The sequence below is a fragment of the Clostridium sp. N3C genome (assembly GCF_900095445.1).
GTDB lineage: Bacteria > Bacillota > Clostridia > Clostridiales > Clostridiaceae > Clostridium_AU.
This window is the reverse complement of the sequence record NZ_FMJL01000006.1, coordinates 42,262-57,477: the sequence shown is the minus strand read 5'-3', so window position 1 is coordinate 57,477 and position 15,216 is coordinate 42,262. Positions and strand designations below refer to the sequence as shown.

The following is a 15,216-nucleotide window of genomic DNA, read 5'->3' as shown; positions in this document are numbered from 1 at the left end:
ATATATCTAAATTACTTTTTTGCTCATTTTGCTAGAAATATATTAGTAATGTTAAAAATGGTGAGCAAATATACCTTATATGAAATTAAATTTGTCATTTTACATGAATATCATATAATCAAGAAAAATGTAGAACTTTGTAGTACAATTAAATTATATGATATAATATAAAATATAGAAGAAAAATTCATTTGAAGGGGGAGAACAAGCAAGTGAAAAAAGTGCTAAACTTTAATTCTAGTATTAAAAGCAAATTAATATTTAGCTTTGTTTCTTTGACTTTAAGTTCATTGTTATTAATGGGTATAATTACTTATGCAAAAGTAGTTAACCAAACAAAAAAAAGATTATACAAATTCTATTCATAAGGAGATAATGCATGTAAATAGCGGTATAGAAAATTATCTAGAATTAATTAAAGAAGATACCATCATGTTAGCTCAAAGTGCTCTTATTCAAGAGGCAGACTCAAGAATAACTTCATATGTTGAAAAAGAAGATCCTTCTGGCAAAGTTCAAATGACACCCCTTGAAAATGATCCCTACGAAGCAAACGTTTACAATTATTTTAAAAATTTTAAAGATGCGCATCCAGAAATAACAAGTGTAGGAATCGGACTTGAAGAAAATGGTGGCTATCTTCTATATCCGGCTTCACCTAGATCAAATGGATATGATCCTAGAACAAGGGATTGGTATAAATTAGCACTTCAAAGTCCCGATCAACCTATTTTTAGTGATATTTATTTTTCTTCAAATGGTGCTATAGATATTATTTGCCTTTTAGCATTGAAGGGGCCTAATGGCGATATTAAAGGTGTTATAGCTTTGAATGTTAACCTTAATAAACTTACAGAAATGATTGGAAATATTGATATAGGAAGGAATGGATACATTGTTGTAGCAGATAAAAATGGTAATATTTTAGCCCATCCTAAAGATACAAGCTTGATTTCAAAAAAGGTAGAGGAATTAAATATAAGTAAATTAGATATTACTAATACTGACAATACTTCTTTGGAGATTAAAATGCCAGATGGTAATAATTATCATATAACCGTTCAAAAACCTTCAAATTCAGGTTCAAGTTTAGATTGGACATATATATGTTTTGTAGAAACAAGTGAATTTATGAGTAGTGCTAAAAGCATAGGAATGATAACCATTTTATTTATTTTAATTTTTTCAATATTGAGCATAATAATAACAATTCTTATTGCTAGAAAAATTGCAAATCCTATAATTGACATTGCTAAGCATCTACAATTAATGGGAAATGGTGATTTTTCAGTAGAAATGGATTCAAAATATTTAAATATTAGTGGTGAAGTAGGTGAAATTGCTAAATCCACTAAAACAATGCAGTCATCACTAAAAGAAATGTTATCAATAGTACAAAATCATTCTAATGCAGTTAATAGTAAAGCGGAAAATTTACATGAGGTTGCTGAATCTGTAGCTAAATCATCAGAAGATGTTGCAAATGCAGCTCAAGAAGTTTCTAAAGGAACAGAACAACAGTCACAAAATCTGATAGATGTAACTAATATACTTTCAAGTTTTGCAAAAGCAGTTGAAACAATGACAACAACATTAACGGATATACAAGAAAAAGCTAATTTCATTAATCAAATTGCAAGTGAAGGAAATAAAAAAATGAGTGGATTAGTTCTATCAGTAGAAAGTGTAGGTACAACTTTTAAAGAATTTGGAGACAAGCTTAGTGTTTTAGGCCAAAATGTAAATCAAGTAAATGAAATTACGAATTTGATAGATAGCATTGCAGAACAAACAAATTTACTAGCACTAAATGCAGCAATTGAAGCGGCTAGAGCAGGAGAAGCGGGTAAAGGATTTGCTGTAGTAGCGGATGAAATAAGAAAATTATCCGAGCAAAGCAAAAATTCTGCTAATAAAATTGCTCAATTATTAGGTAATATTACTTATGATACAGGTGTTATTTTAAAAAATAGTGACAATATGAAAGCTGAATTGAATAATCAATTAATAGGAATAAATGCAACAATAAAATCCTTTAAAGAAATTGTTATTGAAATTGAAAATATAATTCCTGAAATAAGCAATGCAAACTATTTTGCCCAAAATATAAATGAAGAAAAGGAAAATATTTTAGATAGAGTAGAAAGTACATCTGCAATTTCAGAAGAAACATCAGCTTCATCAGAGGAAATAGCAGCTTTATCAGAAGAAATGAGCGCAACTGCTGCGGACGTATTCTCTACAGTGGCTAGCTTAAAAGATATGGCTAAAGAGATGATTAAACAAGTAAATAATTTTAAATTATAATAAAATTTTCGATGGTGTACAACACTTTAAAGACTAAGATTACAAGTACAATCTAGAAAAAGTCTTCTAGATCTGATACTTGTAGTCTTTTTTGATTAGGAAATTATAAAATTTTAGAGTTATAGAGTACTCTATATATCTATAATTAGGCTTGCATTTAAAATAATGTTATGGCTTTTAGATGGTGGGGTTCTAATTTCCTAAGGATGCCATTGTAAAAGTCGCTACTAAATAGTATACTGCTTGCAAGGGATAGTATACTGATGCCTTACTGAGTATATTCTATTAAAAAAGAAGGTCTTTTAAAGAAGGGAGAAGAATTATTATTGAATAATGTATATGACATATTAGTACAATTTCTAGAAAGAGCGGCTTTGCTTCTTATATGCTTATATGCTATGACAAGACTAAAAGGCTTCAGAGAAATCTTTGGTAAAGAAACCTATAGCAAAAAAGATTATATAATTATATGCACAGTGTTTTCAAGTTTTGCAGTATTGGCAACTTATACAGGCCTTAATGTGGAAGGCTCTTTAGTGAATGTTAGAATAATTACTATAGTGTCCGGCGGAATAATATTTGGTCCTGTGGTAGGAATGGTAACAGGGGTCATATCGGGTGTGCACAGATTTTTGATTGATATAGGAGGGATAACCTCAATCCCCTGTCTAATAAGCAGTATAATTGCAGGGGCTATATCTGGATACATTAATAAAAAGATTAAAAAAGAATATAAGTGGATAGCTGGTATAATAGCAGGTGTCTTTTCTGAAAGTATAACAATGACCCTAATACTTTTGTTAAGTAAACCCCACTCTTTAGGTATAGACATAGTTTCTAAAATTGCTATTCCAATGATACTTGGGCAGGTTTGCGTAGGTTTCATTGTTTTGTTAGTTCAAAATGTAGAGGACGAGAAGGAAAAGATAGCTGCTGCACAGGCTAAATTAGCCCTTGATATAGCCAATAAGACTTTACCCTACTTTAGAAATATTAATAGTGATTCTTTAAATCAGATATGTACTATTATAAAAGAGGATATTAATGCGGATGCAGTGGCCATAACTGATACAATGAATATATTAGCTTATGTTGGTCTTGGAAAAGAATATTACAATATTGGTCATGAAATAATAACTGAAGCAACTAAAGAGGCAATAAGTAGCGGTAATATAGTTATAAAAAATGAGGGCTTTGAAGATAAAAGTGGAATGTTAAAATCAGCAATAGTAATACCTTTTAAAGAAAAGGGGGAAGTTACTGGAACTTTGAAAATATATTATAAAAGTCCTCATAGGATAACCTATAATGTACAGACCTTAGCTATAGGACTTTCTCAAATTATATCAACTTTGATGGAGGTTTCAAGGATTGAACATATAAAGGAAATGGCCAATAAGGCAGAGCTTAAAGCACTTCAGACTCAGATAAATCCCCATTTTTTATTTAATGCTTTAAATGCTGTAGCTTCTTGTATAAGAATAGATCCCAATAAGGCCAGGGAACTTATAATAAATCTTTCTAGCTATTTAAGATTTAATTTAGAGTTAAATAGTGAATTTATAGATATAAAGAAAGAACTTAAGCAGGTTATGGACTATATAGAAATAGAAAAGGCTAGGTTTGGAAATAAGCTAGATGTAGTCTATGATATCGATGATGTTAATATTAAAATACCAAGTCTTACAATACAGCCCTTGGTGGAAAATGCCATAGTTCATGGTATTTTAAAGGATAAGGGTAGGGGAACAATAAAAATTAGCGTAAAGGATGAAGGGGAAAAGGTTAAGATTTCTATAATAGACAGTGGTATAGGTATAAGTGAAGATGTAATCCAAAATATTTATAAGGATAAGGTTCCGGGAAATAAAATAGGTCTATACAATGTACATTCAAGAATTAAGCTTATTTATGGAGAAGGACTCGTTATAGAAAGATTGGAAAAGGGAACTAAGATAGAGTTTTATATAAAGAAAAACATAGAAGGAGTTGAACCACATGAAAGCTATAGTAGTTGATGATGAATATTTGGCAAGAGAAGAACTAAAATATTTTATCAAAAATTATAGTCAAATAGAAGTAATAAATGAGTTTGAAGATGGAATAGAGGTATTAAAGTTTATCCAAAATAATCAGGTGGATGTTATATTTTTAGATATAAACATACCATCTCTAGATGGAGTATTACTTGCCAAAAGCATTAGTAAGTTTTCAGTAAAACCCTATATAGTTTTTATAACAGCCTACAAGGAACATGCGGCAGAAGCCTTTGAAATAGAGGCTTTTGATTATATATTAAAGCCCTATTCTGAATCTAGAATTGTATCTGTGCTTAAGAAGCTGGAGAATACTAATAATCATGATCAAAATAAGGTTAATAATTATGTGTCGGATAAAATAAATCTATGGAAAAATGAGAAGATTATAGTGGTGGACATGGATGATATATATTATTGTGCTGCCAGTGATAGAATCACTCATGTTTTTACTAAAAATGAGGAGTACTCGGTAAACTTAAGTGTATCTGAGTTCTATGACAAGTTGCCGAAGAATAAGTTTTTTAGATGCCATAGATCCTACATTGTTAATGTAAGCAAAATACGAGAAATAATACCTTGGTTTAATAATACTTATAATTTAAAACTTCAAGATATAGAGTTTGAGGTTCCGGTAAGCAGAAGCAACATAAAAGAGTTTAAACGGATAATGAATTTATAGGTGCATTCTACTCAAGTTTTTTTGTATTTCACTCATAAAATAATAAATTTATTCTGTACTAAGTTATAATTGACTCATAGTTAATACTTCATTTGATTTTTTACTGGGATTGTAAAGGTTTTCTTAGTACAAATAAATTTAAGGAGTGAAACATATGAAAAAAACATCAGAAAACCGATTATTAATACTTTTAGGTACAATAATCGCTCAATTAGGATTAGGAACAATTTATACCTGGAGTTTATTCAATCAACCTTTAGTAGATAAGTTTGGTTTTCCATTAAGCAAAGTATCCATTACCTTTTCAATAACTAGCTTTGCTTTAGCATTTTCAACATTAGCCGCTGGAAAGATTCAGGATAAATTAGGTATTAGGAAGCTTGTATCCATTGCTGGCCTAGTATTAGGAGCGGGATTAATATTAACATCAATGGTTTCTTCTCTACCAATGTTATATATTACAGCCGGTGTAATAGTTGGAGCGGCAGATGGTATTGCATATATAACCTCCTTATCTAATGTTATAAAGTGGTTTCCTGATAAAAAAGGCCTTATTTCAGGTTTTTCAGTGGGAGCCTATGGCACAGGAAGTTTAGTTTTTAAATATATTAATGGAAGCTTTATCAGTAGTAAGGGGGTATCAGCTGCCTTCTTATATTGGGGAATTATAGCTGCAGCGTTAATTTTCTTTGGTGCCCAGTTAATCAATGATGCTCCAGAGCAAAGTGTGTCTAACACCAATGTTTCAGATAAAAGGGAATTTGCAGTTAGAGAAATGCTTAAAACTAAAGAAGCTTATGCTCTATTTGTAATATTCTTTACAGCATGTATGAGTGGTCTTTATTTAATAGGAATTGCAAAAGATATGGGAGTACAACTCGCTGGACTTGACCCTACTGTGGCAGCAAATGCAGTAGCCATGATAGCAATATTTAATACAGCAGGAAGAATTATTTTAGGCGCTTTATCGGACAAGTTTGGAAGATTAAAGGTAGTAACCTTCTCACTTGCAGTTACAGCTTCAGCAGTATTAATATTAAGCTTTGTGGCTTTAAATTATGGAATTTTCTTTGCCTGTGTTGCTTCCATTGCCTTTTGCTTCGGTGGAAATGTTACAGTGTTCCCTGCAATTGTAGGAGAGTTCTTCGGTGTTAGAAATCAAACTAAAAACTATGGAGTGATCTATCAAGGCTTTGGTATTGGAGCTCTTTCAGGTTCAGTTATAGCTTCTTTATTAGGTGGATTTAAGCCAACCTTTATGGTTATCGGAGCTCTATGCTTAGTTTCAATTGTATTAGCTTATGCAATACAACCTGCAAAGACTCATAAGTATGATTATAGATTAGTGGAAAAGGCAGCTTAAAAAATATGAAATAGTATTTGATTTTGAATTATTCACCAATAGTATAAAATAATTTGATGTTAATAATGTTTCCGAAAAGTAGGTTTTGATTATGGAATAGGTTTCTAATATATCAAGGCCTACTTTTTTATGTTTTGCTGAGCGTTTAATATTTATACAAGTAACAAAAATAAAAGCCAAAAGAGAATTTAAAAAAGAAGCTAAAAATTGAAAATTTAGTTGCTTTGATTTAATATTATTGCTTTTTAAAATTAAATAATCATTAAGAAGGTATACCTATATTTGATGAAATATGTATAATAATGTAGAATATTAGTAATAGATTTAACTCTATATGGTGGTTATATTGAATAAATAGAAGATAGATTAACAGTTAAAAACACAGCATGTATGCAGAACAAAAGTAGTAAGAGGTGTGAAAACTAACAATGAATGATAATGTAAACAGCAAGCAAAATAGTACTACATATTTTGATTATTTTTCAGTAGCTGATATAGTGAAAGAAGCTATCTGTGAATTAAAGAAGAAAGAAAGTGATATTGTAACTAAGCTTAGAGATTATGAGCCCTCTATAGCTTATGAAGCTTTGCTGCAAGTACTAGAAGCAAGAAGGGGAAAAGTTGTTTTAATAGATAAAGATAAAAACAGTTTAGAAATAGCGGAAAATAAATTCGGAACTATAGTGAATAATCTTAAACACACAGTGAATAAAATTATTGATACTGTAGAAAAAGATGAAAAAGTTAATATGATAGGAAGAATAAATGATGTCATAGCATATAATATCGATTTTAACATGTTAAAGAAAGCCAGAGATACATTTATTACTGTACCTGTGATTGTGCAAAATAAGCTAATAGAAAATGAATATATTATTTTTAGAAGTGATAATGCTGAATTTAATATTCCTAATAAGTCCTTGATAGGGAATCATACCTTATTTATTAGCAATAAAGGAAGAGTGATTGTTTACAACTCCGGAGGAGATTTTGGAGGAGAAGCTGTTTACATAACAATATATCCTATAGAGGTTAGTTTTTCGGGAGGTATAGATTTTAAATCTGATATTAATGAAGAGTTTAGTTATAATTATAAAATAAGTATTAATGACTTTTTTCAGTTATTAAAAAAGATTGATAAGAAATGCTTTAGTGTTGACGATTATTATGGAAAGAAGATTATTAAAATTGATGGCAACAGTTATTTTATTAGTAATATAACTATAGATAAAGATAAGATTATAGTAGAAAATCTGAATAACCATAATATTGAAATTAATTATAAGCATATTCAAGAATATGAGTATTGTAATGGCTTACTAAACATAAAGGGATATTTTTCTTTTAAAAATGATGTTGAAGAAAGATATTGTAAAGAAATAAGTTTATTTATTCCCAATGAAAGTAAGTTAGAAAACTTAAGAAGCTTTTTTTATAATAGAAATAACCTAACATCTATAATTCCAGAGGAATCTGAAGTACTGTTTGGAAGATTAACTGGATATGTTAATGATATTTTGTATAATAAGAAAGATATTGCTATTGTAAAAAAGGAGAATATCATTAATTTTGTAAATATTGATTCATTGCGAAAAATATATGGGTTTAGTTTGGAAAATGTTAGTTATTATATTGAAAATAATACTATTTTTATAATTCAAGATAAGAATATCTTTTTGTTAAATTTAGCAGAAGAATATAATGATAAATTTGGATTGAGTGAAAAAACTAATTTTGATAGTAACTTGTATAGATTTGGCTATACTGATGAAGGCTATCCTTTTATCATTAATATAAGCAGTGAAGGAGTTGAATTCAAGCAATCAGCTAATAGAAATTTTCTTTATTTAGAAAATACTCAAATTAAGGATATAACGGTTAAAGAATTTATAGATAGCTCTGAATTTGTAAAGATTAATATAACTAAAATAGATAATGAAAATTTTACTTTTTATTTATATGGCAAAAATGTTAACGAATTGGTGAAGAAAACTTTTAAGAATTCTAAACTAAAATTATATAATTCCTTGAAGGTGGAAGATTTATTTACAAGTTGGGCTAGACAAATAAATGATATTTTGAATTATTATTATTTTGGTTCTTTATTTTGTGTAAAAGAAGAATTAGATAAGTTGCTAGAAGAAAAGTCTAGCAATTTAGATTATGAAGATAAGTTAAAGGCTGTTAATATTCTTTACTATGCAGTACAAGAACAAAAGAAGCAGCTAGATATAGTTGGAATTTACTTGCCTAAATTGCTTGAAAATAATGAGAGAGAGTTAATGAAGAAGTTAGGAAGAAATATAAGTTCTATGCCTTTTAAAGGTCTTCAAAAGCAACTCTTATCCATAGCTTCTCAAATTCTAAGATCTTTAAATGAAATAGAGAGGACTTTAGCACATATACCTTATGCTATTTATCCAAATACTAATACAAGGTTTGCTACAATTAATAGCCGTTATAGGCAGGCAGGTGCACAGGGATTAGTAGGTGCTGCTGGGGCAATATTTACAGGGGCTTTTTCATTGATGGGTATCTTAAATTCAGCAGTGAATATTTTGAATACATATAAAATGGACAAGGAACTAGAGAAAGTAGAAAAAAATAAAGTTGATATATATACATACCAAGCTATTGATTACTTTAAACATATTATGCAAATAATGATTCCTTATTATATAGATGAAGTTAATCAAGCTTTATTTTATACGTTTAAGCAAATATCTCAATATTATGTAAATCTTAATGATTCAAGTGAAGTTAAAATGGAATTAATCCATAGAATTAGTGATTTATATACAATGAAGCAGTTACCAATCAGTGACTTAATGGTGAAACCTAAGAAATATTTAATAGAGCAAATACAAAGTTCTATCAATGTTAATATGGCTGAAATTAATAATAACTTGTTAAAAGGAGGAGGAGAAAATGTTTGACAATCCATTTAGACCAGAAGGTTGGGATGAAAGTGACTTTTTTTTCGATATGAATCATAATGATATACCGGATAATGTAGATTTAGTAACTGACCATGACAATGATGGTATATTACATCATCATGATTTATTTTTTGATATGGATCATGATGGAATTCCTGATAAACATGATGATTTTATTGACTTGGATCACAACGGAATTCCAGATTATAATTATTAATTTTTAATATAAATAAGGTAACAATCAATAGTATAGTGGAAATAAAAAGATATGAAGTTTGCAAGCTTAAAAAATAATTGATTTTATAGCAATTGAAAATAATAGCATTAATTTCCTAGGTTTAAAGATAGGAGATACTTACCAAGATCTAAAAAATAAACCTGTTTATATAGTAGAATTACATCAATTTACATAAGGCTTGGAACCCTTATAAGCAAAGGGCTTCAAGCTTTTTGCTTTTATGATTCTTGCTTTATACTGGAAAAGTTATAGTGTATGATATAATGTGAATGATAAGAAACAGAGGAGGAATAACATGAAGAAGGCTTTTATTTGGGATTTAGATGGCACTTTATTGGATTCCTACGATATTATTGTATCTAGCTTACAGGAAACTTATAAGGAATTTGGAATTGATACTAATAAGGATGACATATTAGAACATTCAATAAAGTATTCCGTAAGCTCGTATATTCAAAGTATGGAGCAAAAGACTGGAATACCCTTTGAAAAAGCAAAGGAACGTTATTCCGAAATTAGTGGTAAGAAAAAGCTAAATATTCAGTTGATTCCACATGCTGAGGAAATACTTGAATGTTTATCTCAACAAGGGTCACAAAATTTTGTTTTTACCAATAGAGGAAAAACTACAGAAGATGTTTTAAAAAATCTAGGTATATTTGAATTCTTTGCAGAAATTATTACTAGTCAGGATGGTTTTCCACGTAAGCCAGCGCCAGATGCAATAAATTATCTTATGGACAAATATCACTTAGATCCAAGCTTCACCTATTATGTGGGGGACAGAACTCTTGATATGGAGTGTGCAAAAAATGCTGGCATAAAAGGAATACTTTTCTTATCAAAGACTAGTGTGGGAGAAAGAAGCGGTTTAGAAGATTTTGTGGTAGAAGATTTGTACGAAATAAAGGAAATTTAAAATATTTATAAATACTATAAAAAAGTCCATTGTATCTTGCTTTGAATATTAATAGACTGAACATGTAAATAACATGTTCAATTGAGCAAAAAATAATTTGTTTAGTGCACTAAAAAATAAGGGTGAGAGGTGGATATGTTTACAGCATTATTAATTATTATTTATATTTCCTTTATTAGTTTAGGATTGCCTGATGCTTTGCTTGGTTCTGCTTGGCCTAGTATGCATGTGGAACTAAATGTACCAGTGTCTTTTGCCGGGATAATTTCTATGATCATTTCGGGAGGAACTATAATATCAAGTTTTTTCAGTCACAAGCTTATTAATAAACTAGGTACTGGAAAGGTTACTGCAATCAGTGTAGCCTTGACTGCTTTAGCACTTTTTGGTTTTTCTATATCTAAATCTTTTTATTTTCTATGTTTTTGGGCTATCCCATATGGTTTTGGAGCAGGCTGCATAGATGCAGCTTTAAATAACTTTGTTGCACTGCATTATAAATCAAGACATATGAGTTGGCTACATTGTTTTTGGGGAATAGGGGCTACTACAGGACCATATATTATGGGATATTATTTAAGCGGCGGCAGGACTTGGAATGGCGGCTATCGAGCTATTAGTATTCTTCAAATTGTCTTAACTGCAATTTTAATATTTTCGCTACCACTTTGGAAGAAGGCAAACTCTCAGGTGTCAGAGAGTAAAAAAGAAAACAAAAGTATTACTATAAAAGAGTTAATAAGCTTAACTAGAGCAAAGCCAGCCCTTATGGCCTTTTTTTGTTACTGTGCTTTAGAACAGACTGCTGCATTATGGGCTGCTAGCTATATGGTTATGAATAGAGGCATAGTAGCAGAGACTGCTGCTAAATGGGCATCACTTTTTTTCTTAGGTATTACAGGAGGAAGGTTTATTTCCGGTTTTATTACTATGAAATTGAAGGATAAGGCTATGATTCGGTTAGGACAAAGCGTAGCATCAATTGGTATAATTATGCTGTTCCTGCCTCTTGGAAATCTTACCTTGATTTTAGGACTTATTCTTATGGGATTAGGATGTGCACCAATTTATCCTAGTTTTATCCATGCTACACCGGACAATTTTGGGAAAGATTTATCTCAGTCCATTATGGGAATGCAAATGGCTTCTGCCTATATTGGAGCAACCTTTATGCCACCGTTCTTTGGAATTTTAGCTCAGAATATTAGTATAAAAGTATTTCCAATCTTTTTAATTATAATAATGACAACAATGATTGTTATGGCGGAGAAATTAAACAAGATAAATACTAAAGAAAATAGTAAATCGATATTTAGCTAGTAAAGGGTATATAGATTCTATGTAAGGACAAAGCTTCTTGCATAGAATCTATTATTTTTATTCCAAATTTTACTTAAATTTGTATAAAAAATAGTAAGTTTATGGTAAGATGTTCTTGCATAAAATATGTAACTGTATTAAGGCTAATAATATGTTTGGTATGAAAGTTAAAGGTTTAAAAAATTTCAATTAAAGATATATTTGAAAGTGAAAATATATATCTAAGTGTGGAAGGAGTATAGGAATGAAAAGAGCTCTAAAACTTTTAATAGCTTCCTCTATCACAACCTTCATGTTATCAGGCTGTATTTGGAATGGTGGGAAGAATCAAGTTAGGAGAGAGCAAAATAAATATGAAGAGATTATTACGATAGGTAGAAAAAGGGCAAATCCTAAGGTGGCTAAAAATAGAGAGGATACTTTAGTAGTGGCAGTAAATGACTTTAGCGGTAGTAAAAATCCTCTTTACACCACTAATGGATATGATTTGTGGCTTAGTACTTTAATCTTTGAGGGATTGGTATGCCATGATCAAGGCGGAAAGATAATAAACAATATAGCTAAAAAGTGGGAAGTTAGTGAGGATGGTAAGAAGTATACTTTTTACTTAGTAGAAGGTATAAAATTTAGTGATGGTTCTGAACTTACTGCAGAAGATGTTGCTTTTACATATACAGCACTATGTGATCCTTCCTACAAGGGGCCCTTTGTTAACAGCATGAGGCTTTTGGAAGGCTATGATTATTATAAATATGGAAGTGAAGAAGAGGTTATTGGTATTGAGGTAGAGGATAAGTATAAAATATCTTTTACCTTTAGGGAAGTCAATTCCTCTTTGATTTATGATTTTGAATTTGGGATTTTACCTAAAAAGTATTATAATTTTACTAAAGGTCAAATTAATGAAATGGATAAAATGATAGATAAACCTGTAGGTTGTGGTCCCTATTGTTTACAATTCTCTGATGGGGATAAAGAGGTGAAGTTGATAAAGAATGAATATTATTGGAAGGATAAACCAAAGATAAATAATATCATATTTAAAAAGGTACCTGGAGATGAGGCTTTAAGACAATTAGCTAGCGGAGAGGTAGATATAGCTAAGTTTATAGCAAATGATCATAGGGTAGAATATTTAAAGACTTTGGGTTACGTGGATTTACATATTTTTGATAGTAATAGCTTTCAATATATAGGGTTAAATTTAAGAAATCCTAAATTTCAAGATATAAGGGTTCGGAAGGCTCTTATATATGGATTAAATAGAGAGAAGCTAATAAAAGAAGTTTATGGTAATTATGGCTCAACCTTTGATACTCCTTTAGCTAAATGCTCTTGGGCTTATCCTGACAATCTAACTCCATATTTGTATGATAAGAAAAAAGCGGAAGAGCTTCTAGAAGAATGTGAATGGACTAAAAGAGAAGATGGATATAGGTATGATAAAAATGGAAATAAATTTGAAATTAAATGGTCAACCTATGGAGATACTAAATATGCAGAGACTTTAAGAAAGCAACTTGTAGAAGATTGGAAAGAAATTGGTATAGAAGTGATTGTAGAGGAAATACCTTTTAGTGATTTAATGAGCAAGATATATGACGAAAGAGACTTTGAGATGTATAATATGTCCTGGGCTTTAACTCAAGATCCAGACCCTTCGGAAATATTTTCTATAAAAGAAGATTATCCAGGAGGCTATAACACCGTTGGATGGAGAAATATGGAGAGTGATAAATTAATTTATTCAGCACTTAAAGAAAGTGACATGGAGAAACGAGGTATTATTTATAGTGCTTGGGCTAAACTAGCCAATGAGGATTTACCTTACATATATCTGTGTCAAAACAAAGAGCTTTTGGGAGTAAATATAAGAGTGAAAGGAGTTAATGTATCGCCGTATAAGGAATGGACTCAAGATGCCTACAAGTTAGAATTAGACAATTAAGTTGTTTAATTGACAGAAAGTTACTGAAATATATAAATTTTTGCTTAATAGACTTGATTTAATTTAGATAATAAAATAAAATTTTATAAGGGATAGAAATGGAGGTTTTATTGAATGGCAAAAGGAATTAGTTTAGATTTATCAAAATTAAGCCCATATGTTGCTGAACATGAAATTTCATATATGGCAGAAATGGTTAAGAGCGCACACAACACTCTACATAATAAAACTGGAGCAGGTAGTGACTTTTTAGGATGGGTTGACTTACCAGTAAACTACGACAAGGAAGAATTTGACAGAATCAAGAAAGCAGCAGAAAAAATAAGACAGGATTCTGATGCACTTATAGTTATCGGTATCGGGGGATCTTACCTTGGAGCTAGAGCGGCTATAGAAATGCTAAATCATAGCTTCTACAATGTGCTTCCTAAGGAAAGAAGAAAATCACCATTAATATTATATGTAGGTAATAACATTAGTTCAACATATATGGCAGACTTACTAGAAGCTATTGAAGGAATGGACATTTCCGTAAATGTTATATCAAAGTCTGGAACAACAACAGAACCAGCTTTAGCCTTCAGAATATTCAAAGACTACATGGAAAAGAAATACGGAAAAGAGGAAGCAAAGAAGAGAATATTTGCTACTACAGATAAGGCTAAAGGTGCTTTGAAGAATTTAGCAGATGCAGAAGGCTATGAAACTTTTGTTATTCCTGACGATGTAGGTGGAAGATACTCAGTATTAACTGCAGTAGGATTATTACCTATAGCAGTAAGTGGTGTTAATATAGATGAAATGATGCAAGGTGCTGCAGATGCTAGAGAAGCTTATTCAACTCCAGAGCTAGCAAACAATGATTGTTACAAGTATGCAGCTGCAAGAAACGTGCTTTATAATAAGGGTAAAGCTATAGAAATCCTTGTAAACTATGAACCTGCTTTACATTATTTCAGTGAATGGTGGAAACAGCTTTATGGAGAAAGTGAAGGAAAGGACAACAAAGGCTTGTTCCCAGCATCCGTTGATTTCTCTACAGACCTTCATTCTATGGGACAATATATTCAAGAAGGAAGAAGAAACATATTTGAAACTGTGTTGAATATAGAAAAGCCAAGAAAAGAAGTAGTAGTTGAAAGCAGTGAAGAAAATATTGATGGATTAAACTTCTTAGCTGGAAAGACTATGGACTTCGTAAATAAGAAGGCATTCCAAGGAACTTTATTAGCTCACAATGATGGAGGAGTTCCTAATATCGTTGTAAACATTCCAGAAATCAGTGCTTACTACTTTGGTTACATGGTTTATTTCTTTGAAAAGGCTTGTGGAATCAGTGCTTACTTATTAGGAATAAATCCATTTGATCAACCAGGTGTAGAAGCTTACAAGAAAAACATGTTTGCTCTTCTTGGAAAGCCTGGTTATGAAGATTTAAAGTCAGAATTAGAAAGTAGACTATAA

10 protein-coding genes are annotated in these 15,216 nt (G+C 30.6%); all 10 read left to right on the top strand.

Annotated features, from left to right (window positions below; translation table 11 throughout):
- Positions 1-375 precede the first annotated feature (375 nt).
- The 10 genes from N3C_RS04025 to N3C_RS03980 all read left to right on the top strand — a co-directional run bounded on the left by N3C_RS04025 (position 376) and on the right by N3C_RS03980 (position 15,216).
- Complete coding sequence (locus N3C_RS04025) at positions 376-2,307, top strand: methyl-accepting chemotaxis protein (RefSeq protein ID WP_083604405.1); 1,932 nt, start codon at positions 376-378, stop codon at positions 2,305-2,307.
- Between the two features lie 326 nt (positions 2,308-2,633).
- Entirely contained in the window at positions 2,634-4,325 is a 1,692-nt protein-coding gene (locus tag N3C_RS04020) for a sensor histidine kinase (protein WP_074364781.1), read from the top strand.
- The gene (locus N3C_RS04015) at positions 4,306-5,025 is read left to right on the top strand and encodes a LytR/AlgR family response regulator transcription factor (protein WP_074364780.1); all 720 of its coding nucleotides are present in this window, start codon (positions 4,306-4,308) and stop codon (positions 5,023-5,025) included. The genes N3C_RS04020 and N3C_RS04015 overlap by 20 nt, the downstream gene beginning before the upstream one ends.
- A gap of 154 nt (positions 5,026-5,179) precedes the next feature.
- Positions 5,180-6,388: an L-lactate MFS transporter gene (locus tag N3C_RS04010; RefSeq protein WP_074364779.1), complete on the top strand. Its 1,209-nt coding sequence runs from the start codon at positions 5,180-5,182 to the stop codon at positions 6,386-6,388.
- 428 nt (positions 6,389-6,816) lie between these two features.
- A complete protein-coding gene (locus N3C_RS04005) occupies positions 6,817-9,324 on the top strand; it encodes a hypothetical protein (protein WP_074364778.1) in 2,508 nt (835 codons plus the stop codon).
- The gene (locus tag N3C_RS04000) at positions 9,317-9,544 is read left to right on the top strand and encodes a hypothetical protein (protein WP_074364777.1); all 228 of its coding nucleotides are present in this window, start codon (positions 9,317-9,319) and stop codon (positions 9,542-9,544) included. The genes N3C_RS04005 and N3C_RS04000 overlap by 8 nt, the downstream gene beginning before the upstream one ends.
- Before the next feature lie 316 nt (positions 9,545-9,860).
- Positions 9,861-10,484 (top strand): HAD-IA family hydrolase, encoded by a 624-nt coding sequence (locus N3C_RS03995; RefSeq protein WP_074364776.1) that lies wholly within the window; start codon positions 9,861-9,863, stop codon positions 10,482-10,484.
- A gap of 135 nt (positions 10,485-10,619) precedes the next feature.
- Positions 10,620-11,804: an MFS transporter gene (locus N3C_RS03990; protein WP_074364775.1), complete on the top strand. Its 1,185-nt coding sequence runs from the start codon at positions 10,620-10,622 to the stop codon at positions 11,802-11,804.
- 244 nt (positions 11,805-12,048) lie between these two features.
- Positions 12,049-13,752, top strand: a complete 1,704-nt coding sequence (locus N3C_RS03985) for an ABC transporter substrate-binding protein (protein WP_074364774.1) — start codon at positions 12,049-12,051, stop codon at positions 13,750-13,752.
- A 114-nt stretch (positions 13,753-13,866) separates the two neighbouring features.
- Positions 13,867-15,216: a glucose-6-phosphate isomerase gene (locus N3C_RS03980; RefSeq protein ID WP_074364773.1), complete on the top strand. Its 1,350-nt coding sequence runs from the start codon at positions 13,867-13,869 to the stop codon at positions 15,214-15,216.

Bases quoted from the DNA above. Each gene is read 5' to 3' on its own strand.
- N3C_RS03980 (WP_074364773.1), top strand. From the start codon at position 13,867: ATGGCAAAAGGAATTAGTTTAGATTTATCAAAATTAAGCCCATATGTT.
- N3C_RS03995 (WP_074364776.1), top strand. From the start codon at position 9,861: ATGAAGAAGGCTTTTATTTGGGATTTAGATGGCACTTTATTGGATTCC.
- N3C_RS04025 (WP_083604405.1), top strand. From the start codon at position 376: ATGCATGTAAATAGCGGTATAGAAAATTATCTAGAATTAATTAAAGAA.
- N3C_RS03985 (WP_074364774.1), top strand. From the start codon at position 12,049: ATGAAAAGAGCTCTAAAACTTTTAATAGCTTCCTCTATCACAACCTTC.
- N3C_RS03990 (WP_074364775.1), top strand. From the start codon at position 10,620: ATGTTTACAGCATTATTAATTATTATTTATATTTCCTTTATTAGTTTA.
- N3C_RS04015 (WP_074364780.1), top strand. From the start codon at position 4,306: ATGAAAGCTATAGTAGTTGATGATGAATATTTGGCAAGAGAAGAACTA.
- N3C_RS04000 (WP_074364777.1), top strand. From the start codon at position 9,317: ATGTTTGACAATCCATTTAGACCAGAAGGTTGGGATGAAAGTGACTTT.
- N3C_RS04010 (WP_074364779.1), top strand. From the start codon at position 5,180: ATGAAAAAAACATCAGAAAACCGATTATTAATACTTTTAGGTACAATA.
- N3C_RS04005 (WP_074364778.1), top strand. From the start codon at position 6,817: ATGAATGATAATGTAAACAGCAAGCAAAATAGTACTACATATTTTGAT.